The sequence below is a fragment of the Reinekea thalattae genome, from assembly GCF_008041945.1.
Taxonomy (GTDB): Bacteria; Pseudomonadota; Gammaproteobacteria; order Pseudomonadales; family Natronospirillaceae; genus Reinekea; species Reinekea thalattae.
The window spans coordinates 1,784,590-1,808,365 of the sequence record NZ_VKAD01000001.1 but is presented as its reverse complement, the minus strand read 5'-3'; the positions used below and the strand labels follow the sequence as shown (position 1 = coordinate 1,808,365).

General features: G+C 45.4%; 22 protein-coding genes and 1 other RNA gene. 6 read left to right on the top strand and 17 right to left on the bottom strand.

Going from position 1 to position 23,776, the window contains the following annotated elements:
• Positions 1 to 43 precede the first annotated feature (43 nt).
• The 9 genes from FME95_RS08205 to FME95_RS08165 all read right to left on the bottom strand — a co-directional run bounded on the left by FME95_RS08205 (position 44) and on the right by FME95_RS08165 (position 7,893).
• Entirely contained in the window at positions 44 to 844 is an 801-nt protein-coding gene (locus FME95_RS08205) for an SDR family NAD(P)-dependent oxidoreductase (protein ID WP_222709924.1), read from the bottom strand.
• 237 nt (positions 845 to 1,081) lie between these two features.
• Positions 1,082 to 1,465: a transfer-messenger RNA gene (ssrA, locus tag FME95_RS08200) on the bottom strand.
• Between the two features lie 262 nt (positions 1,466 to 1,727).
• Positions 1,728 to 2,213, bottom strand: a complete 486-nt coding sequence (gene smpB, locus FME95_RS08195) for an SsrA-binding protein SmpB (protein WP_147713900.1) — start codon at positions 2,211 to 2,213, stop codon at positions 1,728 to 1,730.
• Positions 2,214 to 2,294: 81 nt separating this feature from the next.
• Positions 2,295 to 3,290, bottom strand: coding sequence for a YHYH protein (locus tag FME95_RS08190; RefSeq protein ID WP_147713899.1), 996 nt, complete (start codon positions 3,288 to 3,290; stop codon positions 2,295 to 2,297).
• Between the two features lie 106 nt (positions 3,291 to 3,396).
• Entirely contained in the window at positions 3,397 to 4,455 is a 1,059-nt protein-coding gene (gene astE / locus FME95_RS08185; protein WP_147713898.1) for a succinylglutamate desuccinylase, read from the bottom strand.
• Between the two features lie 105 nt (positions 4,456 to 4,560).
• Positions 4,561 to 5,262: an ABC transporter permease gene (locus FME95_RS08180; protein ID WP_147713897.1), complete on the bottom strand. Its 702-nt coding sequence runs from the start codon at positions 5,260 to 5,262 to the stop codon at positions 4,561 to 4,563.
• A 2-nt stretch (positions 5,263 to 5,264) separates the two neighbouring features.
• Complete coding sequence (locus FME95_RS08175; RefSeq protein ID WP_147713896.1) at positions 5,265 to 5,972, bottom strand: ABC transporter permease; 708 nt, start codon at positions 5,970 to 5,972, stop codon at positions 5,265 to 5,267.
• 169 nt (positions 5,973 to 6,141) lie between these two features.
• Positions 6,142 to 6,894, bottom strand: coding sequence for a transporter substrate-binding domain-containing protein (locus FME95_RS08170; protein WP_147713895.1), 753 nt, complete (start codon positions 6,892 to 6,894; stop codon positions 6,142 to 6,144).
• A 228-nt stretch (positions 6,895 to 7,122) separates the two neighbouring features.
• The gene (locus FME95_RS08165; RefSeq protein ID WP_147713894.1) at positions 7,123 to 7,893 is read right to left on the bottom strand and encodes an ABC transporter ATP-binding protein; all 771 of its coding nucleotides are present in this window, start codon (positions 7,891 to 7,893) and stop codon (positions 7,123 to 7,125) included.
• 552 nt (positions 7,894 to 8,445) lie between these two features.
• Between FME95_RS08165 and FME95_RS08160 the strand changes: the two genes are divergently transcribed.
• The 3 genes from FME95_RS08160 (at position 8,446) to FME95_RS08150 (ending at position 12,140) form a co-directional block, all read left to right on the top strand.
• Positions 8,446 to 10,047 (top strand): ABC transporter substrate-binding protein, encoded by a 1,602-nt coding sequence (locus FME95_RS08160; protein ID WP_147713893.1) that lies wholly within the window; start codon positions 8,446 to 8,448, stop codon positions 10,045 to 10,047.
• Between the two features lie 167 nt (positions 10,048 to 10,214).
• Positions 10,215 to 11,222, top strand: coding sequence for an ABC transporter permease subunit (locus tag FME95_RS08155; RefSeq protein ID WP_147713892.1), 1,008 nt, complete (start codon positions 10,215 to 10,217; stop codon positions 11,220 to 11,222).
• Positions 11,223 to 11,231: 9 nt separating this feature from the next.
• Positions 11,232 to 12,140: an ABC transporter permease subunit gene (locus FME95_RS08150; protein ID WP_147713891.1), complete on the top strand. Its 909-nt coding sequence runs from the start codon at positions 11,232 to 11,234 to the stop codon at positions 12,138 to 12,140.
• Positions 12,141 to 12,252: 112 nt separating this feature from the next.
• On the opposite strand, the gene nusB is transcribed toward FME95_RS08150, so the two are convergent.
• The 3 genes from nusB to FME95_RS08135 all read right to left on the bottom strand — a co-directional run bounded on the left by nusB (position 12,253) and on the right by FME95_RS08135 (position 14,157).
• Positions 12,253 to 12,696, bottom strand: coding sequence for a transcription antitermination factor NusB (gene nusB / locus FME95_RS08145; protein ID WP_147713890.1), 444 nt, complete (start codon positions 12,694 to 12,696; stop codon positions 12,253 to 12,255).
• A gap of 163 nt (positions 12,697 to 12,859) precedes the next feature.
• Entirely contained in the window at positions 12,860 to 13,318 is a 459-nt protein-coding gene (gene nrdR / locus FME95_RS08140) for a transcriptional regulator NrdR (RefSeq protein WP_147713889.1), read from the bottom strand.
• Between the two features lie 521 nt (positions 13,319 to 13,839).
• A complete protein-coding gene (locus tag FME95_RS08135; protein ID WP_147713888.1) occupies positions 13,840 to 14,157 on the bottom strand; it encodes a c-type cytochrome in 318 nt (105 codons plus the stop codon).
• A gap of 177 nt (positions 14,158 to 14,334) precedes the next feature.
• Between FME95_RS08135 and FME95_RS08130 the strand changes: the two genes are divergently transcribed.
• Positions 14,335 to 15,213: a PfkB family carbohydrate kinase gene (locus FME95_RS08130; RefSeq protein ID WP_147713887.1), complete on the top strand. Its 879-nt coding sequence runs from the start codon at positions 14,335 to 14,337 to the stop codon at positions 15,211 to 15,213.
• A 17-nt stretch (positions 15,214 to 15,230) separates the two neighbouring features.
• Here FME95_RS08130 and FME95_RS08125 read toward each other — a convergent pair whose 3' ends face one another.
• From FME95_RS08125 to rpe, 3 genes are read right to left on the bottom strand one after another with little or no spacing between them, the layout of a single operon-like run.
• Positions 15,231 to 16,142 (bottom strand): DMT family transporter, encoded by a 912-nt coding sequence (locus FME95_RS08125; protein WP_147713886.1) that lies wholly within the window; start codon positions 16,140 to 16,142, stop codon positions 15,231 to 15,233.
• 28 nt (positions 16,143 to 16,170) lie between these two features.
• The gene (locus tag FME95_RS08120; protein ID WP_187265479.1) at positions 16,171 to 17,001 is read right to left on the bottom strand and encodes an HAD-IIB family hydrolase; all 831 of its coding nucleotides are present in this window, start codon (positions 16,999 to 17,001) and stop codon (positions 16,171 to 16,173) included.
• A 57-nt stretch (positions 17,002 to 17,058) separates the two neighbouring features.
• Positions 17,059 to 17,733: a ribulose-phosphate 3-epimerase gene (gene rpe / locus FME95_RS08115; protein WP_147713884.1), complete on the bottom strand. Its 675-nt coding sequence runs from the start codon at positions 17,731 to 17,733 to the stop codon at positions 17,059 to 17,061.
• Positions 17,734 to 17,770: 37 nt separating this feature from the next.
• Here rpe and FME95_RS08110 point away from each other — a divergent pair, with 37 nt between their 5' ends.
• Positions 17,771 to 18,643, top strand: coding sequence for a DUF3530 family protein (locus tag FME95_RS08110; protein WP_187265478.1), 873 nt, complete (start codon positions 17,771 to 17,773; stop codon positions 18,641 to 18,643).
• A gap of 3 nt (positions 18,644 to 18,646) precedes the next feature.
• Here the strand turns inward: FME95_RS08110 and FME95_RS08105 are convergent, their stop codons facing one another.
• Together FME95_RS08105 and FME95_RS08100 are read right to left on the bottom strand one after the other, a co-directional pair.
• The gene (locus FME95_RS08105; protein WP_187265477.1) at positions 18,647 to 20,437 is read right to left on the bottom strand and encodes an EAL domain-containing protein; all 1,791 of its coding nucleotides are present in this window, start codon (positions 20,435 to 20,437) and stop codon (positions 18,647 to 18,649) included.
• A gap of 76 nt (positions 20,438 to 20,513) precedes the next feature.
• Positions 20,514 to 21,200 (bottom strand): sensor histidine kinase, encoded by a 687-nt coding sequence (locus FME95_RS08100; protein WP_147713881.1) that lies wholly within the window; start codon positions 21,198 to 21,200, stop codon positions 20,514 to 20,516.
• Positions 21,201 to 21,412: 212 nt separating this feature from the next.
• Here FME95_RS08100 and FME95_RS08095 point away from each other — a divergent pair, with 212 nt between their 5' ends.
• A complete protein-coding gene (locus tag FME95_RS08095; RefSeq protein WP_147713880.1) occupies positions 21,413 to 23,749 on the top strand; it encodes a PAS domain-containing sensor histidine kinase in 2,337 nt (778 codons plus the stop codon).
• The last annotated feature ends 27 nt before the right edge of the window (positions 23,750 to 23,776 follow it).

The window sequence follows — 23,776 nt, the reverse complement described above, 5'->3', positions numbered from 1 at the left end:
ACCGTGTCATTTTAGCCAGTACTCTGATCGATATCACATCGCCTTAATATTTCTCTATGATCGTCTCTATTACTTTGATCAGCTCTTTGCGTTTGTTGACATCGAGTGCATCAGCGTGAGGTGCAGCCAGCTGCTTTGCGTCGTTATCAAAATATTTGCCAGAGTCGTTGTTAAATTCTGCCGATAGCGCTGCTCGGACTAAAATATCCGCACCGATTTTTAGGTCGTGACCTTCAACGCCAAATCCTTCTTTGACCATTTTGCTGGCTAATAACGAACCGGGATTGACAGCCAGTATCACCTGCTCAGGTTTCAATGATTCAGCCAGCTCTATCGACCACATGGTAATCGCCAACTTACTTTCAGCGTAAGCTTGGAACGGATCATTAATGGTTTGTTGGCCTGCTAGTGCTGCGAGATTAACCGGCGCTTGGCCGGCGGAAGAAAGGTTGATGATTCGGCCATCATCGGCAAGTGTTGGTAGCAAGGCTTGAGCGATAATGTAAGGCGCCAAGGTGTTCACAACAAAGCGGATATCGAAACCATCCGTCGTTATCGGCTCGGGTGTTTTATAAACGCCTGCATTATTGATAATAATGTCGAGCGCAGAGTGAGATTCAACAATGGCGTTGAGCATCGCTCGGGTTTCACTGAAACTGGATAAATCTGCGCGATAGCTTTCTATCGTTGCATTGGGTGACAGCTGTTTCAGTGTTTTTTCGGTATCAGCCAGTTTTGATTCACTGCGGCCATGTATCAATAAATAGTGACCTTGAGCAGCCAGCTGTTTTGCGGTTTCTAAACCAATGCCATCGGTAGCGCCAGTGAGTAGGATTTTTTTCATCAGTTGAATTCCTTTGGGCTTTTGCGATGCAAAGCCAGATGAGTCGAATTTTTATCTTCAATAACGATAGATGGGTGTTATTGATTTACTTTAAACGGATGATCGAGATTTATCTTAGAGTACTTTGAAGGTGCCTGACTAGGCCGCAGTATCTAAGTTAGCGTTAATGCCAGCTTGGTAGGCAAAGTATGAGCTCATAAAAAAGCCCACCTCCTTTTGGGAGACAGGCTTTTGAATTGGTGGAGGCGGCGGGAATCGAACCCGCGTCCGCAAATCCGCCACTCGCGGTCCTACATGTTTAGTCACTTCTTTAATTTACCCTTGCCGTTACCGAAGGACAGGTGCGACTCGGGGAGCTAAGGATTAAGATTGTCGGTGATCCGGCCTTAGCAACCTTTTCACGTATCCTGAGTTATTAACGATCAGTAGGTTCGTTCAGGCACAAACCAGTGATCGCCGGGTGCTATTGACCCAGTTTTGAAGGATTATGCAGCTAGTGCGTAACCTTCGTAGTTGTCATCATTTGCAACTATAGTTTTGCAGCTTTGGTTTAACGTGTTTGGCTACCAACACGACATGCACCTGGAGCTTTGTAATCCGCGTCGAAACCAGGTCGCCCCCTTTAACTGGTGTCTCGTAAACCCTGTCTAATAATGAAACCGACTTTCTGGTTTATTAAGTGAAGGATTAACGTTCAGTTGCGCCAAGCTTTAAAGGTTCTAAGCATTGGTGCTCAAGGAATCTGGTTCAGTGAATACAAAATCACCTGCCTTGAATATCGGCTTAATTGGCTAATTTTCAAGGGGCGTGGAGTATAGCAGGGCAGCTTTTTACTGAATAGCCCTGCTTGAGTTAAAAGATAGCGTTAAAAGTAAAGAGCTGCTTAGCGATTGTAGGCTTTGAGTACGCGTTGCTTGTCGCGGCCCCATTCTTTTTCTTTTTCGGCGGCACGTTTGTCGTGCAGTTGCTTGCCTTTTACCAGTGCTACATCGGCTTTCACTTTGCTGCCTTTCCAGTAAATACCCAAGCAGACGGCGGTGTAGCCAGATTGGTTGGTGCCACGTTCGATGTCATCTAGCTGTTTGCGGTGCAGTAACAGTTTACGTGCCCGTGCAGGCTCGGCAATAACGTGAGTCGAGGCGGTATTTAACGGTGTAATGTGCGCGCCAATGAGATAGGCCTCGCCATTTTGGAAGATGACGTAGCTGTCGACCAGTTGGATTTTACCGGCGCGCATACTTTTTACTTCCCAACCCTGCAACGAAAGGCCCGCCTCGTACTTGTCGATAATGCTGTAGTCGTGGCGAGCTTTTTTGTTTTGGGCAATGGAGCCACCGTTGGGTAGCTTGTTTTTCTTTGGTTTATTCATGTTGCGATTATATCGCTTTTACTCGCACTGATCATCTCAAAGTCATTAAAACCAAGCGATTATTAATCGCTTGGTTGCATTTTAAAGTTCAGGAGGTGCTTTATTAAAGCTGCTGTCAGGGGTTCCTTTGAAGCATTTTAAAACCCAAGGGTAATTGTCAGTCACGTAATAGCCGTAGTGGCCATCTACAAACATGCCGTTGCACTCGTCTAAATCACCACCTGAAGAGACATCATAAACATAATCATCGATAAATTGACCGTTGTAATTGCCGCCAGGGGCATAGGTTTTTCCGGCAAAAGAAATGTCTTTTCTTGGCCCGCCATTATCCTTTAATACATAGTTCGATTTTGCTTTTCGAATCGTACCGTTGTCATCAAAATAACTACCATAAATAGGGAAGCCATCGGCAGCAAAACCAATCACAGGAGAAGGTGAGCTGTTGTCGTCAGAAAACATAGCCAATGGATTGCCATGGTAATGATAAGCACCGTCAGGTTGTGTGTGCGCATTATGAGAGTCGGTACCAAAATCATTTAACGGCGACATAGGGTCATATCTAAATGGCTGTTCGGTGTTACCGCAGCCAATAAAGCCGTTGCCGACTCCGAAACACCCTGCGGCCAGTAAATCTAATTTAACTCCGTTTAAAAACACGGCATTGTCAGTACCCAGGCTTAACTTGGTAACTTCGCTATTGATCGTCGGCGCTTGGGGAATGGTATAGGTAATATCTTGCTCTGATACGTTATGAACAAACGTATCTGAGCCATCATTAAAGTCATGATTAGGAATGGCGTTGGTAGAGAAAGTACATTTTCCTCCTTCTAAGGAGACTTTTAAATACCCTGAATAGTCAGTGTCTTTATTAATATCCTTTACCTGAGATGAATACTCGTTAGCATAGTCAGCGCAATTCCGAGCCGAACTTGTAAAAATAATATTTGTAATGTCTTTTGCGCTTTCCATATGGTGAGTGTGATCACTGCTGTGACTGTGATGATCATGGCCATTAATGTGCTCGTGCGAGCAGGCAGAAAGCCCTACGAGTGTGAGTAGTGCTAAGGTTTTATGCATAACAAGCCTCTATTGTAGATATCAATATTTTTGTTTGAGTAATGACTAAATAAATGTAATGAAATCAGAAGTGGAAGACAAATTATAGCCTGTAGTCACAAAGAGGCTACAGGTTGTTATCTTTTTTTAGCATGAGTCCTGCTCGTTGACCAATCGGTACATTGGGGTTTGGAAAAACAATATACTCTTCGGCGTTCTCTACTTGATAAGATTTGTCACCGTCTTGCCATACCATGAAACCTTCTGGATAGGCTGAAAAATTAGTCGCGCTGTCGTCGATGAAAAACTGCCAGTCAACACTGGTACGTTCAATCTCATGGCACACCTCAAAGCCTTCTACCGCGCCCTGTACAGAACTCGGTAAGGTTTCGCCTGCAATGCGTTTGCGTAAGGCTTTGTCGATGCCGTTGAAGTCTGCCAGGTTATTGCTGCCAAAGGGTTGCACCTTGCCGAGTTCGAGCGTGAAGCTTTGCGCATTTTGTTTAATCGAACTGAACGAGCTAAACGTGTTGGCGGGTTTTTGCTGCAATAACAGGGTGTTGATTTGCGCGTGAGCCAGAAAGTCTTTTTCACTGTTAGGTAATTTTCGTTCAGCAACGAATGGGTAAACGGCAAAGCGCGTCCGAGTACTGTCGCGAATGGCGGTGTGGCAGTCGTAATGTAATCGTTCAGTTACCGTGACCGGTTCTTCGGCAAAAAAGTTGGCGACGTAGGCTTCTAGCTTGGCGGCACGTTTAACTTCTTTTAGGCTCAGATCTTGAGTTTGCCAATGGCCGCAAAACAGTCTGTTCATATTGATGTCGACAAAGCGTTCGGCAGCGTTCATAGCCCAAGGGTTACCAAAGATAAACAGCACTCGCTGGCCGCATTTTTGCTCTTCGGCCAATAGGTCGTTGATGATTTGGTTGACGATTTCAATTGGCGCAGTTTCGTTACCGTGAATAGCGCAAGAGATCACCAGCGATTGGGTTGCTGCGGTATTGGGTTCAAACTTAATGATGCCGGTGTCTAAAAAGGTGACTTCGGTACCGGCCGATAAAATTGAGTGTTCAGCTTTGTGTTCACTATCGGCGTTTGCCAGAGTGTGACCAAGCATGTCTTTGTGAGGAGAAAACATAAAGTTGATTTTCACTGTGTTACTGGGCTGTAAAGGGTTGTCTGTCATGCCATAAGCATAACAGACTTATCAGCTGTGCCGGTAATTAGCGCCGCTAGACTTTCGCTGGCGACGCAAACTAAAGGCTAAGTTCTGGTTTTTTTAAAGCGCTTCTTAGCGAGGCGCGAGATGGGCAAGTAGTTTTTTCTCGAGGCGTTTAAAGATCGCCAAGATAGCGAAAGTCAGGCAAAGATAAATCAGCCCGACAGAAATAAAGGCTTCGAACGGCGCATAGTAACGCGAGTAGATATCGTAGGCAGAACCGAGTAGATCAATAATGGTCACGGTTGAGGCAATGGCACTGGCGTGCAGCATAAAAATAACTTCGTTGCTGTACGCAGGAATGGCACGGCGAAAAGCACTCGGCAATATGATGCGTCGCATGCGCTGGCTCCAATTCATGCCGTAAGCCTTGGCCGCTTCAATTTCACCGATTGGCGTTTCTTTAATTGCGCCACGGAAAATTTCGGTGGTATAGGCTGCGGTATTGAGAGAGAAAGCAATCAGTGCTGGGTAAAAGGCGTGCTTGAATATTTCCCACCAAAAGCTTTCTTGAATGCCGTTAATGAGCGTGACGCCGTAATAGATCATGTAGAGCTGGATCAGCAGTGGCGTGCCGCGAAATACGTAGGTGAATATCCAAACAGGCCAGCTAATCAGCTTGTTATTGGAGGCACGCATAATGGCTAACGGTACTGATAAGATGCCACCGATAAGCAGCGATAAAAATACCAGCTGTACGGTTTTGGTCAGACCGCCCCAGTAGTGAATCCAAGTTTCTGGGTTAGAAAAAATTTCGATTGCAGATTCTATCATCGTTAAGGTCTTCCCACGCCGGCACTGTATACAATGGTAAGACGTTTAAATAGTACGTCAGAAATGGCCGATATCAGCAGATACACCAAGGCCACTGGGATAAAAAATTTAAACGGATCGCCAGTGTTTTTTGCTGCTTCTCCGGCTAGACGAACCATATCTGAAAGACCAATGACGCTGACTAAGGCGGTGGTTTTTAACAGAACCTGCCAGTTGTTAGCAATGCCTGGAATGGCATGACGCATCATTTGCGGGAATAGAATGCGTCGAAAAATTTGCAGTGGTGTCATGCCGTAGGCTTTGCCTGCTTCTATTTGGCCAGACTCTACTGCCAAGATAGCACCGCGAAAAGTTTCGGCCATGTAGGCACCAAAGATTAAACCAATGGCTAAAACGCCAGACGTGAACTGATTGAACGGCATGAAGATATCAATAACGCCATCGCTGATGTCGTATAAAAAATCGAAAAAGCTATTCACTAGAATTTGGCCGCCAAAAAAGAGCAGCATCATCCAAACCAGATCAGGCACACCGCGAATCAGTGTTGTGTAAAAGGTCGCTGTTCCACGCAATATCGGTTGTTTCGACATTCTGCCGAAGGCACCTAAAAGGCCAAGCACAAAGGCCAGTAGCAACGACAGCAGCGCCAGTTGGATGGTTAATAGAGCGCCCTGAAAAATGCCGGGGCCATAACCTTGGAAATCAAACATAATGACTCGCAATAAAAATAAAATGTTGGAATAGCGCAATGCTAATGTATGAGCACTTTTTAAAAACGCTGAGAGACAAATTTTTAAAAAGTGTTCGGGTGACCATTGAATTTAAAAAAGAGCGCCGACGATGTCGGCTGCTCTTTATGAATAATAAGTTTGCGTAGAATTATACTTTGATATCGAAGTCGAAGTATTTTTCCATGATCGCGTCGTATGTGCCGTTCTCTTTTAGCTTTTTAAGCGCAGCAGATACTTTTTCTTCTAGGTCAGTGTCACGCTTACGGAACGCAGCGCCGGCACCTTCACCGAAAATGCTGATTGGCTCTTTTACAAAATCACCAACCTGACCGAAGCTTTCTTCGCCTGCAAGTAGTTCATAGCCTACTGGAGCGTCGATGAAGATAGCGTCTAAACGGCCACCTTTAAGGTCAACGATAGAATCGTCAGCGGTTGAGTAACGAACAATCTCAGCGTCTTTGTGGAACTCAGTTAGGTAAGCATCTTGAGTTGTGCCACGTTGTACACCGATGCGAGTACCGTTGCTTGATGCTGGGTTGAAACCTTCACCTGCGAAAAACGCAGAAGGTGTGTTGTAGTAAGCGTCAGAGAAAAGAACACGTTCTTTACGCTCTTCGTTAATCGACATAGATGAGAAGATCATGTCGTATTTACGAGCCAATAGGCCAGGAATGATGCCATCCCAAGCTTGAATTACCCACTCGCATTCTTTGCCAGTGATCTCTTTACAGACTTCGTTACCCAGTTCAACTTCGAAACCGGTTAACGTGCCGTCTGGCGCGCGGTATTCGAAAGGCGGGTAAGGCGCGTCAACACCAACACGGATAGTGTCGTAGTCTTTTGCCTCAAGTGCGCTGGTCATTGCTAGTGCGCCAGCGAATGCTAAAAATGCTTTTTTCATTTTATCTGCTCCATTGTGTTTAAACTGGGCTGTGCCCGCTACCATTTTTAACTAACGTAAAGCGTTAAAGTTCAGGTTAAAAAATTCAACGCCTACATCGGTTAAAATCTCGGTCGCTTGGGTTTGATCGCTGGTTTTTTGATCAGTCCATTGCGACAAAAATTTTTATTTAACAATTAACAATTTAGTCGTAGTTAGATGCCGATTGTTCGTACCTCGATACTGAATTCAGTATTTCGGTGATAAAAACTGCTTCATACGTTCTGATTCAGGGTTAGAGAAAACCTGTTTTGGGTCGCCCTGTTCTTCAATTTCACCCTGATGCAAATACACCACGTGGTTCGATACATCACGCGCGAACGCCATTTCATGAGTCACTACGATCATGGTGCGGCCTTCTTCGGCAAGGCCACGCATGACTTTTAATACTTCGCCGACTAATTCTGGATCTAATGCTGAGGTGGGTTCGTCAAACAACATGACCTCAGGGTTCATGGCTAAGGCGCGAGCAATGGCGGCACGTTGTTGTTGGCCACCAGACATATGAGCAGGGTAATAATCTTTGCGCTCATAAAGGCCGACACGATTGAGGTGTGCATGAGCTCGCTCAGTTGCTTCGGCTTTGCTTAAGCCTAAAACATGCATGGGTGCTTCGATGATGTTTTCTAGCACGGTCATGTGTGACCAGAGGTTAAAGCCTTGGAAAACCATCGATAATTGAGCACGCATCTGCTCGACCTGGCGAGCATTGGCTGGCACCCGTTCACCTGACTTGTTGGTCTTAAAGGCGATCTGTTCACCGTGTACGCAAATGTCACCAGAAGTCGGAGTCTCTAATAGATTGATGCAGCGTAAAAAAGTGGATTTTCCCGAACCGGAAGAGCCGATTAGTGAAATCACATCGCCTCGATTCGCTTCAACAGAAATGCCTTTTAATACTTCGTGCTCGCCGAATGTCTTATGAATGTCTTTAACAATCAGCGCAGGGCGATCTGTCATGAAAATACCTTTTTGAAAATGTAATGAGTCGTAATGAAGAGAGTCGCTTTGATTTGAATTTTATTGCCGCAAGCTCGTTAATTGGACATCTTGTAAACAAGAACTAAGCCAATATGGCTTATGTCGATAAAAAAACCAATTGAACAACATCATTGACGCTTATTCAATGTCTGTAACTGGCGTCGAGTGATCATATTCAGTGCAAACGTGCAGTTAGCGTGTAGTATTGGTGGTTTTAATGTGCAGTTTGAATAAAATGTGCACCAAAATAATACAGACTATCGATCAGTAAGTGAACGACTAGGCAATATTAGTGCGCAGCTTGCATCGTGGTGTTGTCAAATCTGGCATTAAACTGGAGGTTGATTAACAATCGGCAAGACAGCGGTTGACCTCTTTTGAGTGAAAAATTTAACAATAATGACAAGTTTTTTATAAGCAGGCAGGTTTTTTGCTTTGCAAAGAGCCACGAGATTTGTCGGCGACGACCAGAGCGCCTTCGAAGTCATTTTAAAACACCTGTACCAAGGTGATAATCAGGAGCATTAAATAATGAAAAAGCGTTTGAATTTACTTGCTGCCGCCACGATGGCCATAAGCCTTTCGACTGGCGCTGCAGCGGCAACAAAGACGTTCGTATATTGTTCAGAAGCAAGCCCTGAAGGTTTCAACCCTTCTTTCTATACTTCAGGTACTTCGTTTGACGCATCATCAGTACCGCTATACAACCGTTTGGTTGAGTTTGAGCGCGGCGGTACTAGCCTTGTTCCTGGTCTTGCAGAAAGCTGGGACGTTTCTGAAGACGGCAAAACTTACACCTTCCATTTACGTAAGGGTGTCGACTTCCACAAAACTAAGAGCTTCTCTCCTAAGCGTGAATTCAATGCTGACGACGTATTGTTCAGTATCAACCGCCAGTTGTTAGAAGATCATCCGTACCATGAAGTGAGTGGTCAGGAATACAAATACTTCGGTTACATGGACATGGCTAACATCATCGACAGCATTGAAAAAGTCGACGACATGACGGTTGTGTTCCACCTAACCAAAGCAGACGCGACTTTCTTAGCAAACATGGCGATGGATTTCGCATCGATCATGTCATCAGAATACGCTGATGCAATGATGGCTAAAGGCACGCCAGAAATGGTTGATAACTCACCAGTCGGCACCGGCCCATTCGTATTTAATTCATACCAGAAAGATTCATCTATCCGTTACGTTGCTAACGAAAGCTACTGGGAAGGCAAGTCAGACATCGATCGTTTAGTTTTCTCTATTACGCCTGATGCTTCTGTACGTTATGCGAAATTGAAAAAAGGCGAATGTCACCACATGCCTTACCCGAACCCTGCTGATATCGAGCAGATGAAAGCTGAGTCTGACATCAATGTTATGCAGTCTAACGGCCTAAACGTTGGTTACTTAGCGTTTAACACGCAAAAGCCTCCGTTCGATAATGTTCTAGTGCGTAAAGCATTAAACATGGCAACTGACAAGCAATCGATCTTAGATACGGTTTACCAAGGTGCCGGTGAAATTGCTAAAAACCCAATCCCACCAACAATGTGGTCTTACAACGAAGATACTGTTGATTACGACATGAACATTGCTGAAGCGAAGAAACTATTAGCAGAAGCAGGTTACCCAGATGGTTTTAAAACTAACATTTGGGCGATGCCAGTACAGCGTCCTTATAACCCGAACGCACAACGTATGGCTGAGTTAATGCAAGCCGACTGGGCGAAAGTAGGTGTTGAGGCTGAAATCGTTTCTTACGAATGGGGTGAATACCTTGAGCGTACTAAAAATGGTGAGCACGAAACTGCGATGCTAGGTTGGACGGGTGATAACGGTGACCCAGATAACTTCCTATACGTATTGCTTGGCTGCCCAGCGGCTGAAACTGGCGGTAACATTGCATTCTGGTGTAACACCGAATTCAACGACCTGTTAGAAGAAGCAAAAGTGACAGCTGATGTTGCTAAGCGTACAGAATTGTATGAAGAGTCTCAGCTTATCTTTAAAGAGCAAGCGCCTTGGATTACTGTTGCACACTCGGTAGTATTCGAGCCAATGCGTAATGAAGTTTCTGGCTATAAGATGAGCCCGTTTGGTAAGCATGATTTCTATGCTGTAACACTCGCGGACTAAGCTTGCTTTTAGCTGGAGTTTCACCCGTTATCGAGTTGTGTTGTTATTAAAATGACCTATTAAAGCGGCTTTTTAAAACGACTGCTTAGAACGATAAGGGTGACTTCATTTAAAATAATGAACGGCGCGCCATTTGGTTGCGCCGTCTTTTTTTATCAGGCTCAAAGATGATTCAATACATACTAAAACGTCTGGGGATGGTTATTCCAACCTTCATAGGCGTCTCGATACTGACCTTCTCACTCATTCATCTAATCCCCGGCGACCCAGTCACCATTATGGGCGGCGAACGAGGGGTTTCCGAAGAGCAACGCGCAGAAATGGAAGCGATGCTTGGCTTGGATAAGCCACTGGTCGTGCAATATTTAATTTATGCAGGCAATGTTTTAACGGGTGATTTAGGCACATCGTTCGTGACGCGCGAGCCGGTCATGAAAGAATTTTTAACGCTGTTCCCTGCGACATTAGAACTTTCTTTTTTTGCCGCTCTTTTTGCCATTTTAGTGGGCTTGCCTTTAGGTATGTTAGCGGCGGTAAAGCGTGGTAGCTTTTTAGACCACACAGTGATGACGGTGTCGTTAACCGGTTATTCAATGCCGATATTTTGGTGGGGCTTATTGCTTATCCTATTTGTCTCGGTGCAGCTCAACCTAACCCCTGTTTCCGGGCGCATCGATGTAATGTTCTGGGTCGATCACGTCACTGGCTTTATGATTATCGACGCTTGGCTATCCGGTGAAAAAGGAGCCGTTGCTTCGGCGTTACACCACTTGGTGTTGCCTTCGATTGTTTTAGGCACCATCCCGATGGCTGTTATTGCCCGTATGACCCGTTCAGCCATGCTTGAAGTGTTGGGCGAAGATTACATTCGCACCGCGAGATCGAAAGGTTTACCGCAAATAAAGGTGGTCACTCGTCATGCCTTTCGTGGCACGTTAATCCCCGTGGTCACAGTGATCGGTTTACAGGTTGGCACATTGCTCAGCGGAGCTATTTTAACAGAGACTATTTTTGCTTGGCCGGGTATTGGCAAGTGGTTAATCGAGGCGATTGGCCGTCGTGATTACCCAGTTGTGCAAGGCGGCCTGCTGTTAATTGCGTTTATTATTATCGTTATTAACCTGCTGGTTGATTTAACCTACGGTTTCATTAATCCACGCATTAGAAAGCAGTAAGGAGGTATTATGACTGAACAACAGGTAGCTCCTGAAAAGCAACTACTGGCGGACAAGCCTGCCAGTCCACTGCGTGATTTTTGGAAAAAGTTCTCAAAAAACAAAGGCGCTGTCGTTGGCCTTTTTTGGGTCGCATCCGTGGTCTTTTTGGCCGCCTTTGCCGATCTGATTGCACCCTACTCACCGATTGAACAGTACCGAGATTTTATTTTGGCTCCGCCTGCCTTTGTTGACGGCGGCAGTTGGCAATTTATTTTAGGTACCGATGGCGTCGGTCGCGACATCCTTTCACGGCTTATGTATGGCGCGCGCTATTCGTTAGTGATCGGTCTGGTGATTGTTCTGCTTTCATTAGCCATGGGCATTTGCTTAGGGCTATTGGCTGGCTTTTTTGGCGGTAAGATCGATGTCGCGATTATGCGGGTAAGCGATATTTTGCAATCGTTACCAGCATTGCTGTTAGCCATTGCCTTGGTGGCGGTGCTTGGGCCGAGTCTATTGAATGCTTGTTTTGCCTTGGCTTTGGTGTATTTGCCGCACTATATTCGCATTACTCGTGCTTCGGTGCTGTCTGAAAAGATGCGTGATTATGTCACGGCGTCGAAAGCTATTGGCACGCCTAACTTACGTTTAATGGTGGTGATCATTTTACCAAACTGTTTGGCGCCATTAATTGTGCAGGCAACACTTGGCTTTTCGAATGCGATTTTAGATATGGCCGCACTTGGCTTTTTAGGCTTGGGCGCACAGCCGCCATTACCAGAATGGGGCACCATGCTGGCAACTGCGCGTGAGTTTATTCAAAGCGCTTGGTGGGTAGTGACCTTCCCGGGCATTGTGATTCTATTGACGGTGTTGGCGTTCAATCTGATGGGCGATGGCTTGCGCGATGCTTTGGATCCAAAACTGAAAAACTAGTGCTCATTGCATCCAGTTTGCAAATGACAATAAAAAAGCCCGCTTCATTGCGGGCTTTTTGTTGTACGCATTATTAATGCTTTCTAGCTTAGGCTTTGGCGTTATTAAACGACTAGGCTTTGACTTCGGTGATGCGAAGTTCTTGCGCTAGTTTGTCTAGTACACCGTTCACAAAGCGGTGAGCTTCATTGGCGCCAAACGATTTAGACAGCTCTACGCCTTCGTTGATGATTACCTTGTATGGTACGTCGATACGATGCATAAATTCGAAAGTGCCCATGCGTAAAATAGCCAATTCAATAGGCGTCATTTCATCGATAGCGCGATCAGTGTGCTTGCTGATGTGTTCGTCGAGTTCGGACTTTATACGTGGCACGCCACGCAGTACATCGCTGAAGTACTCTTGATCGACCTTGCTCATATCGTTATCAACTAGGAATTCAGCTTCAATTTGAGTGATCGGTTGTTCTGCAATGTGCCATTGGTACAGGGCCTGTAGCGCTAATTTGCGAGCTTTTCGGCGCTGGCTTGGGTTTGGCTTTTGGGTGCTGTTCATACTTCAATTACTCCGGTAGCGATTGCTTGGCCAGTTTATCGGTTTTTAGCGTCAAAGCTGATATTTAGCCTGTCATCGGTGGCGCTGCTCACAACTGGCTAAGCTTGCTGTTTTATCTGGCCGCGGATTATGAGCGTTAAGGCGTTGAAATCAAGTAGAAAAGCTATTTTCCGGTCTGTTCTAGCTGGTCGATTTCTTGAATAAACTCACTTAAATCTTCAAAGCTGCGATATACCGAGGCAAATCGAACATAGGCGACCTGATCGAGCTCTTTCAATTCCATCATGACGCACTCACCTACTCGGCGCGAATCTAGCTCACGTTCGCCGGTGGCGCGTAGCTTTTGTTTTATACGAGTGATGGAGGCTTCTATGGCTTCAACAGATACCGGGCGCTTTTCTAGGGCGCGTAAAAAGCCAGCTCTGAGTTTGTCTTCATTAAAGGGTTCGCGATTGCCGTTCTGTTTGATGATTTTCGGCATCACAAGTTCAGCAGTTTCGTAAGTCGTATAACGCTCACCACATTGAACGCACTCTCTTCTGCGTCTTACTTGCTCACCTTCGGCTACCAATCGGGAGTCGATAACTTTGGTATCTTGGGCATTACAGAATGGGCAGTGCATGGTGCTTCCTTATTGGCTTTCGGTGCTAACGTTGAACAGAAGGTTGAGTGTTACAGATCTTAACGAGAGCACCAAATATAATTTTATTTTTTCTTTAAATTGGGCTTGACAATGATCGAGGCTAGGCGGCTTCTGGGCTGAATCTGCCGTTAGTTATTCACATCTCAATTTTTATGAACCTGATCACGATTTTATCGTTATTTGGCTTTGACTTTTTACATTATTACTTGCTAATCCATTGATTTACGGGGCTTTTCGGGCAGCGAACATAAAACGCTCAATTATAGAAAAGCGAGTAACTATCGGCCTTTGCTGATTATGCCCAAAGGTTATACCCAAAGTTATCCACAGTATCAGTGGATAGTTTTTATGGTTTATCCAAGAGTTAATGAATAACCGCTAAGTCAATATGAGTCGTTAATATTGAGCGCTGATGTTCTGGGTATAAAACCGCGATACCTCTGGTGGACTTTCAACCGAATCGCATTACTTCCAACCGAATAGCACAGTAAGTCGGGTGACTATTTTGTGCTTGGCAGGCTGGCGTAGTAAGCCGCAAGGTCGTCGATATCGTCGTCCGATAAACTCGCAGCGATTCCCCACATCATCGCAGCGTTACCGCCTTTTCGTTGTTGTGACCGATAAGCTTTTAGGGATGTACTTAAATAAGATTGATGTTGCCCTGCTAAATTCGGATAAATAGGAATCATGGAAATGCCGGATCTGCCATGGCAGGCGGCGCAGGTGGTTGATTTTGCTTTACCGGCTGCGGCATCGCCAGCATAGAGTCCAGAAGTGAGTAGCATTATAAAGCTTGCTAATAGCATGCGTTTTAGCATGGGTGAATCCTTATTCGCCTGTATTGGCTGGTGGCTGTATTTTCATCTTGGTTATTTAACGGCTTTTATCGCCATTTAGCCAGTTTAGGTGACGCTTTGCGCGCCCATGGCTGATAAAAATCAAGCTTGCAGTTACAATCAGCGCTTCTTTTAGATTCACACTACAGGGCGAACCCCATGGCGTTTATAACTTGCTTCGGTGAAGCATCGATGGATTTTTTATCTCAACCGCAAGCAAATGAGCAAAGCAGTGAGGCATTACCGACGACCAGTGCGATAGCTAATGTCGCGGTCGCCGTGGCAACGCTCGGCGGCTCGGCTCGGTTTATCAGTCAGTTGGCCGATGACGCCGTTAGCGAGCAAATTCTCACCGCCTTAGCGCAACGAGAAGTCGACACCAGCTTGGTGCAAAAACAAGCCGATAAGCAAACCACGCTGGCGCTAACTGTTCAGGATATTAAAGATCAGTGGTTTATCAATAGCGCGGTGTTTCACTTTAGTTCTAATACGCTGACTGAGCCAAGCATGGCAGAGACGACACTCACCGCCATTAGCAAAGCCCGCAAGCAGGGCAATTTAGTCACTTTCGATGTTAATCTGCAGCCTCATTTGTGGCCGAACGGTAAAGTCGATCAGGCCGTGATTGAGCGCTGTTTTGCCAGTGTCGATATGGTTAAGTTGTCGCAGCAGGAGCTTGAGCTGCTGTCACCGGAAGGTGAAATTGCGTTTGTGAAGTCTGTGGTTGCTCAGGGTGTTTCGTTTGTTGTGATTACCGACGAGACCAATGCTATTAAGGTCATTGCTAAAGGTATCTATTCGGAAGTGACACCACCAACGGTTGAGGTGGTTGATGCGACTGCCGCAGGCGATGCTTTTATGGGCGCACTCTTGTTTGCCTTGGTTGAGCAGGGTGATAGCAAAAAGACCATGGCTGACCAGCAAAAGCTGGAACAATTGACGCTCTTTGCCAGCCGCTGTGGTGCGCATGCCGTCACTAAACCTGGTGCTTTTGATGCCATGCCCAGCCTGGACGATATAGCTCAAGCGGTCGACTAGCTTGTTGTTGCAGCCGGTTAGCCCGTTGCTCCAGGCGGAACTTCTTTTGGGATGATGGGTGTTTTTTCTTGGCTGAGAAACACCCCTAAAAAGACTAAACCGATGGCAAGCCATTGCATAAGGACGAGTCGCTCACCGAGTAACAACATTGAGAACAACAGCGTAAAGACCGGCAATAAATTAATGTAGCCAGCAGAGGTAGAAGCCTTAATGTGCGACAGCGAGTAGTTGTATAGGCCGTAACCACCTAGCGAAACGATAAGGCCTAAAAAAACAATGCAGCCCACAGCGGTCATTGAGATAGAACTCGGCCAGGTTGAAGCCAGTGCCAGCGGTAAAAAGAATACAGTGCCGATAAAGCTTTGTATGGCCGTGAGCACAAAGGCGGAATAACGCCGAGTAAGGTGCTTCACCATCAACGTATAGCCAGCGGCCATCAGCATGGCTAAAAATTCCAGCAGATTACCCAAGAGCGCATTTGGTGCTTGTTCGCCATCTTCGCTGTTTAGCGTCATCCAAATAACCCCGATAACCGCGATTAAAAAGCCAAGCCATTGTCGTAGGCTGTTGCGTTCTTTTAGCGTGAAGTAGGCCAGTACCGCAACCAATAGCGGCAATGTCGCCGTCACCATGCCTGCTTGCCCTGCACTGGTGTAGCGTACGGCCTGTGCTTCAAATATAAAATAAAAGCAGGGTTCAAATAACGCCATGCCAGCAAGCAGTTTCCAATCGCCAGGCTGATAATTAATGCCGTGACGGATCCACGGCCAAGCGGCTAAGAATGCTAACGAACCGAGCAACATTCGTAAAAAAATAACCACCATTGGCGCTACTTCATTGACCGCAACTTTTAGTGCAATAAAGGAACAGGCCCAAATAACCACGGCGGTAAAGACCGCCGCGTGAGCTTTTAACACGAGATTGTTCATGGAGTAAGGCTGCTTATGAGGTTGTGGTTTAAAGGTCGAAACCGTAGCGCTGAGCTAAAAAATGCGCGATACCATCTTCACTGTTGCTACCAATGGTTGCTGTAGCAATGGCTTTGAGTTCATCCAACCCTTGGCCCATGGCATAGCATTCGTCGGCCAGTTCAAACATCGAGATATCGTTATCTGAATCGCCAAAGCAGATGGTCTTGTCAGCGCCGAGCTGTTTTTTAATTAGCTGAACAGCGTCGCCTTTGGTGCCGGATGAGTGATGAATATCAAGCCAATAACCGCCTGCGTGGTACATGTCAGGGCCAGCAAAAACAGCGACTCCGTCAAGGTGGGCAAGCTCTTCGCTCATATCTAATACGGCGGGGTTGTTGGTGGCAGCAAAGATATTTAACACGTGCTCAGGCAAGGTGCTGTAATCAGACTGCTGCTGTACGCGAATACCTTGAGAGCTAAGGTAGTCGGACCATTGTTTTTCTTTATCTGACGTGATGCCGGTGATCACCGCGCCAATGTTGTCTTCGTGATCAATGGTGTTAACCCAAGGCTTTATGTCTTTGGCGTAAAGTCGTTGGCAAACTTCGATCGCATCCTGCTGGCTCATTGGGATTTTGCTAAACACAGTGTCTTCGTTTAAATCCCACAGCAATACGCCGTTTTTGTATGCCTGAGGGTGTTTAAAGACTAAATTTGGCAGCGCTTCGCGGGCACCGTGAGGCATCCGGCCGGTGGCGACAGTCCAATTAATACCTAGGCGATCAAGCTGATCTAATGCTTTTTGAGTGACTGGAGAAAGCTGCTCGTGTTCGTTGAGTAGTGTTCCGTCCAGATCAAATACTAATAACTCGTTCAAGTGAGCGGTCCTTTTATCTTTTGCTGCAAGGCAATGATGTGACGACAAGCGTCGCTTTTAGCCGTTATTGTTGGCGAGATTGGTGCGGAATTGGGCAATCTCTGCAGCGTAATCGTCGGCGTTGAAAATTGCCGAACCAGCAACAAAGGTATCTGCACCGGCAGCGGCGATTTCAGCAATATTGCTGGCCTTAACGCCGCCGTCGATTTCTAAGCGAATATTTCGGCCGCTGCGATCAATGATTTTTCTGGCTTCACGCAGTTTGTCTAACGCAGAAGGTAAAAACGCTTGGCCGCCAAAACCTGGGTTAACAGACATAATCAAAACGACATCGATCTTATCAAGTACATAATCGAGATAATGCAGTGGCGTTGCAGGGTTAAAGACTAAACCGGCTTGCAGACCAGCGTTTTTAATCAGTTGCAAAGAGCGATCGATATGGTCGCTGGCCTCAGGGTGGAAGGTAATAATTGATGCGCCAGCCTCAACAAAATCGCCGATCAGCCGATCTACAGGGGAAACCATCAAATGCACGTCGATTGGCGCGGTGACACCGTGATCACGCAGCGCTTTACAGACCATTGGCCCAATAGTGAGGTTCGGTACATAATGATTGTCCATAACATCGAAATGCACCCAGTCAGCACCGGCTGCAAGCACGTTATCGACTTCTTCACCTAATCGAGCAAAGTTGGCTGACAAAATGGATGGGGCAATGACAAAATCCGACATGTTAACAAGATCCACTGAAAATTTGAGGCGCTATTCTATGGCGTTTGCTCGCCGCAACCAAGGTCTAATTCAATTTGTCTGGCGTAGCCTGTTTGTCTGGGCTGCGATGTTGCTGCCGGTTCAGGCAGCAACGTTGCCGGAGTCATCGACAACCTTGCAACGTAATTTAGAAATCTATTATCAGTCCGACTATTTAGCTGAACAGGTGATTCAGCTGGATGCCGACGGCGAAGCCTTTTTAGCCTTGTTTCTTGAGCAGCTTAGCGACCAACCACAAGGCGGCCTGCTGTTGTTGCATGATGCTGGCGCCAGTGCCGACTGGCCCTATTTATTAAAACAGTTACGTCAGTACTTACCGGAAGTTGGCTGGTCAACGCTCTCAGTAAGTTTGCCTATTCCATACCGTGAGTTTGCTGAGCAACGTGCCGCCGATGCAACCACTTACACAGAGCAATCTGAAGAGCAGTGGCAAGCCCGAATGATGGCGCATATTGGTGCCAGCATCGCAGAGTTAAATCGTCGCGGTCAGTTCAACATTGTCCTAGTCGGCGTCGGTGAAGGCAGTTATTGGGGCACGCGCTATTTAAGTGAGCGGCTAAGCGAAGAAGAAAAACCAGGCTATTCGTTGGTGTTAATTAATGCGCCGTTAGCAAGGCCAGATTTACCCGAGATGATAGGTTCGTTGGATATTTCGACGCTGGATTTATATATGCTGGATAATCCAGCGGTGGAATTGCAAGCCAAGCTGCGTAAAGGCGCTGCTGCCCGAGCGGGACATTCCGACTATTTGCAGATTAAAGATGCTGCTCGCCAAGGCACCTATGGTAAGCCGGATATTGACCGAACCACTCGCCGAGTATGGGGCTGGTTACGTAATCACGCTGCCGGTGATGAAGGTGTTTTAAAATAGCCGCTAGCTTTGGCGGCTAAATGGTTGGCTTGGCCCGCATTGTGAAAATGACGCTGCGGCACCTAACGAAAGTGGTTTGGCGATCAAAAAACCCTGTAAGTAATCGCAGCCTAAATCGATAACGGTTTGGCGCTCTTCAAAATTTTCCATGCCTTCGGCGATGACCGTCATATTGAGCCGATGCGCCATCTCAATGGTGCCAGCGACCAAAGCCTGGCCACGGGTGTTTTTATCGATGCAGCGAATCAGTTGCTTATCTAACTTAATAATATCGAAGGGTAAATCCAGCAGATGATTGGTTGAGGCAAAGCCACTGCCAAAATCATCGAGTGAAATCTTAATGCCTTGGCTGCGTAAAAACATAAACTGGTCTAAGCATTGTTGGTAGTTTTCAATGGCTTGGGTTTCGGTGAGCTCTAAGCAAATATGTTGGCTATCGATGTTTTGTTCATCAAGCCACTGTAAAAAAGTTTGGCCAAAGTTTTTGCAAGTTAACTGCCGAGCGCTGACGTTAATCGAGATGCTGCCTATAGGCTGTCGACGGTGTTTGCTTAATTCCAATAGCAGTTTGGTGTTGCGGGTCATGACTTGAGTAATGCTATTGATAAGCGGCGTGCTCTCGGCAATAGGAATAAATTCATCTGGGCGAATATTACCCAGACTTTTCGATTTCCAACGTGCCAGCGCTTCAAAATGTACAGGCTTTCCGGGTTGTACAGAAACAATTGGTTGGAAAGCCGTGAACAGTTCGCCCTGTTCTATTGCCTCGATTAGATGATTTTCAATATCTTTATTGCGGTAATGTTGTTGGGCGATTTTTTCTGAATAAAAGCAGATGTTATTGCCTTTGTTCTTTTTCGCCTCGTACATGGCAAAGTCGGCCTGCTTAATTAGAGCGTCGAGGTTGTCAGCATCAGGATAAAAAGCAATACCGATCGAAGGCTTCATTTCTAATTGGTGCGGACCAATTTCAAACGGATAATTGAATTGCTCTTCAATACGTTGAATTAATGGAAACACCTCTTCTTTATGGCTTAAAATATCGGTAATAATAACAAACTCATCGCCACCTAAGCGGGCAATAAAATCCGATTCACGCACAACAAGTCTAAGCCGATCGGCTGTCTGTTTTAGCAGTGTATCGCCTGCTAAGTGACCATAGCTGTCGTTAATCTTTTTAAAATTATTTAGATCAAAATAGAGTAAGGCAGACTTTAGCTCATGCCGTTTTGCGCGCGTTAAAATATGATTGGCTTCATCATGAAAGTAAGATCGGTTTGCAAGCCCGGTTAATGAGTCGTGCTTGGCAAGAGATTCGAGTTGAATGTTTTTGGTGTATAAATCATCTAGCGCGCCCTTAAGTTCTAATTCACTTTGCTTGCGCTCTTTGGCGTAAAAAATACTGCGCGTGAGCAGATCGGGCGTCACCTTATTTTTCGATAAATAATCTTGCGCACCATTTTGTAATGAATCCAGAGCCAAGCTTAAATCGTCATTGCCGGTTAATACAATGATCGGCAAGTTTGGGTAGGGTTGCTTAATTTTTTGAATGTTTTCAATGCCAGAGCTGTCGGGTAAATCCAAATCGAGAATTAACGCATCGAACTGACGTGTGTTGAGTTGTTCTGGGATCTTATCGAATCGATCGACACAAACAAGCTGGACACTGCGGCCAAATGCTTGGCAAAACATTTCTGAAAACATAGCGGCATCGATGGGGTTGTCTTCAGCCATCAAGAAAAGGTGTTCACTGGCTGCATAGTTTTGCAGCATGTGACCTGAGGGTTCTAGCATCGGTTGCCTTACAAGATTCATCACTACTTAAAAATCATCCAGTCGTTTAATGAAATAATAAACTCAGCAATTGCAATTAAAGGCGCTGCTGATAGATGACTCTAAGACCGCCCGTTGGCGAGCGTTCAAACCTTAAGCTGGCGTTATGCAGCTCCGCGATTAACTTGCAATAAGAAAGCCCCATCCCAAGTCCAGGATAATCGTCGTGGCTGTGTAGGCGTTTAAACGGACGGGTAATATCCGTTTGTTGCTCCTTGCTTAAACCAATCCCGTTGTCATCTAAAAAAAAGGTTAGCTGAGATTCTGCGGTTTGCAGGTGGGCGGTTAAACAAATTTTAGGCTTTTCGTCTTTGGGCTGATAGGTCAGCGCGTTATCCAGCAAACAGGAGAACAATGTTTGCCAGTGCATTTTACTGGCTTCGATCACTGGCCAGTCGCCACTTATCGTGCACTCGATATCGCTCGCCGAGTAATTGTGATTTTTTGTCAAAAGACTTAACTCTTGTTCGAATAAGGGTTTTAGGTCGACAGAATCGTGCTGACTGGCTTGCTGACTGATCTGGTCGATAAACTCCAGACTATTGAGCATGGTCTGAATATTGGTGCCGCCTTCATTAATGAAATTAAGCCACTGCTTGTGTTTTTCACTAACACCCTCTTTAACCTGTTCGTTGAGCATATTCGAAAAAAAGACAATGTGGCGAGCCGGTGCGCCTAGGTCGTGAATGAGCCCTCGAATCAGCTCTTCGATAAAAGGTCTCATCAGAATTTCATTTTTGTGATCAGAGTCCAAAACTGTCGCCTCATTTAATAGTCGACTTATTGTAGCTTACCAAATTGATAATGGCGCTATAGAGTAGGCTGGACTATATTGATTCGGGTTTTATTTGTGTGAGCCGATTCAAATTCAGCGCCGCTTCTGCAGCTGTCATTGCTTGGTGTCAGTGAATATTGAACGTTATATCAGAGGTTTAAATGAAGGTAAGCGATGATATTTTAAAAAGCTTTTCGGCGGATCAAGTATTAAAAAGCATCCCTACTGGCACCATTATTATTAATGAAAGGGGTCAGATGCTGAGCTTTAACCAGGCGGCTGAACAGTTGTTTCAATATACTGCTGATGAGGCAGTTGGCCAGCCGGTGACCATACTTATGCCAAAGCCCTATCAAGATGAGCATGATCACTACATATCCGATTATATTCATACCGGTCAAAAACGAGTCATCGGTATTGGTCGTGAAGTGACCGCGCAAAAAAAAGACGGCACGGTATTCCCAATAAAACTGAATGTTAATGAAGTGAAAGCCGATGGCGAGCGTTTGTTTGTTGGTACCATCGTTGCGTTGCAAGAAGCGTCTTTCCAGTTTGAAGAGGATACTAAAGCAGAGGATGTCCTGAATCGATTTCATGGTTTAGTGCTGAGCAATAAATATTCTTCAGAGCAAAAAATTATCAAAGTATTGGAGCTAGGGATTGAATACTTAGGTTTGGAGCAGGCTAAGATTACTCAGGTTGAGGGTGATGAATGTGAAGTACTTTATGTGCTGCCCAGTTCAGCCTTTAAAGTGGGTGACCGACAACATTACACAGAGGCCTACTGTTCTTACCTAATAGGTTCCGCTTCGGTGCGTGCTTGGCAAGATGTTTCTCGCAGTCAGCTTAAAAATGATCAGTGCTATATTAAAAATCCATTTAATGCTTACATCGGCACTTCACTGTTTGTAAACAATGAAGCCTACGGCACCTTGGCATACTTTAAAAAAGAGAAACGAGCCACGGCCTTTAGTAAATCAGAAAAGAGTTTTGTTAGATTAGTTGCACAGTGGGTATCTTCAGAAATTAGCAATCAGTTAAGTTTAAAAAAGATAGAGCAGTCGCACGATTACTTAGAATTAGTTAAAGAAAGTATACCGGATTTATTGTTTGTAAAAGATAAGCGATCACGGCTGATCGATGCGAACCAAGCTTTTTTAGCCATGTATGCTGAGCAAAGTCGCGATAAGGTTATGGGCACTAAAGCCACCAAGCCCTTTAGCGATGAGACAACGAAGCATTTTTTAGAACAGGATCGATTAGCGTTCGAGCAAGGCCGTTCAGAGACCGAAGAAGAGGTGATCTTTCCTGATGGTAATAAACACCTGCTGGAAACAAAAAAAATTCGATTTACCGACCCAAATGGTGATCCGCTTATTTTAGGTATAAGCCGGGACATTACTAAACGAAAAGAAATAGAACAGGCTTTGCGTAATAGTGAAGAGCGTTATGAAATAGCCGTATCGGGCTCTTCGGTTGGTTTGTGGGATTGGGATATTAAAAGCGATAACTTGTATTGGTCGCCGAGGTTTTACGAAATATTAGGTTATGCCGATAAAAGTTTTAGTCCTTCGATAACGTCGTTTTTAACGATGGTTCACATCGACAATAGAGATCAGGTTGAGCGCGCCTTAAACCGGCATTTAGAAGAAAAAACGCCTTACGACATTGAATATCAAATTGTGTGTAGCGATGGTCATTATATATGGGTGCATGCCAGAGGTCAGGCGCTTTGGGATGAGCTTGATAACCCTCTTCGCATGGCCGGGTCTATCGACGATATAACGCAGAAAAAAAATGCCCAGCAAGAAATAATGCAATCCTATATGGAGTTGGAGCGTTTTGCCTATGTCGCGTCACACGATTTACAAGAACCATTGCGGATGATCACAAATTTTACTGAACTACTGGCTAAACGCTATGGCGACCAGTTAGGTGATCAGGGACTTGAGTATATTCGTTATGCTAACGACGGCGCTATACGAATGCGAGAGTTGGTTAAGGGCTTATTAGAATATGCGCGTATTGGCAAAGGCAGTCAGGTTAAAAAACGCTACGATTTAAATAAACTGAAAAAAGTCGTTACCGAGAATTTGTATGACAGCATTGAGCGATCAGATGCGCAAATAAATTGGCCGCAGCAAGGTTTGCCGACCGTACATGTTGACCCTGTTCGAATGGTGTCGATCTTTCAAAATTTATTAGGCAATGCATTGAAGTATCGAAAAAAGAAACAAAACCCAATTGTTGATGTGGGCTTTGAAGAACGCATGTTTGATTATTTGTTTTCAGTAACGGATAACGGCATCGGTATGAAGTCAGAATATATTGAAAAAATTTTTGAACCCTTCCAGCGCTTACATGCTAAGGATGAGTACAGTGGCACGGGCATGGGTTTATCTATTTGTCGAAAATCTGTCGAGGCAATGGGAGGCCAACTTTGGGCCGAGTCGGCTCTGGGTAAAGGCAGTACTTTTTATTTTACATTACCAAAATAAATACATTAACGCTCGATCAAAAGGAAA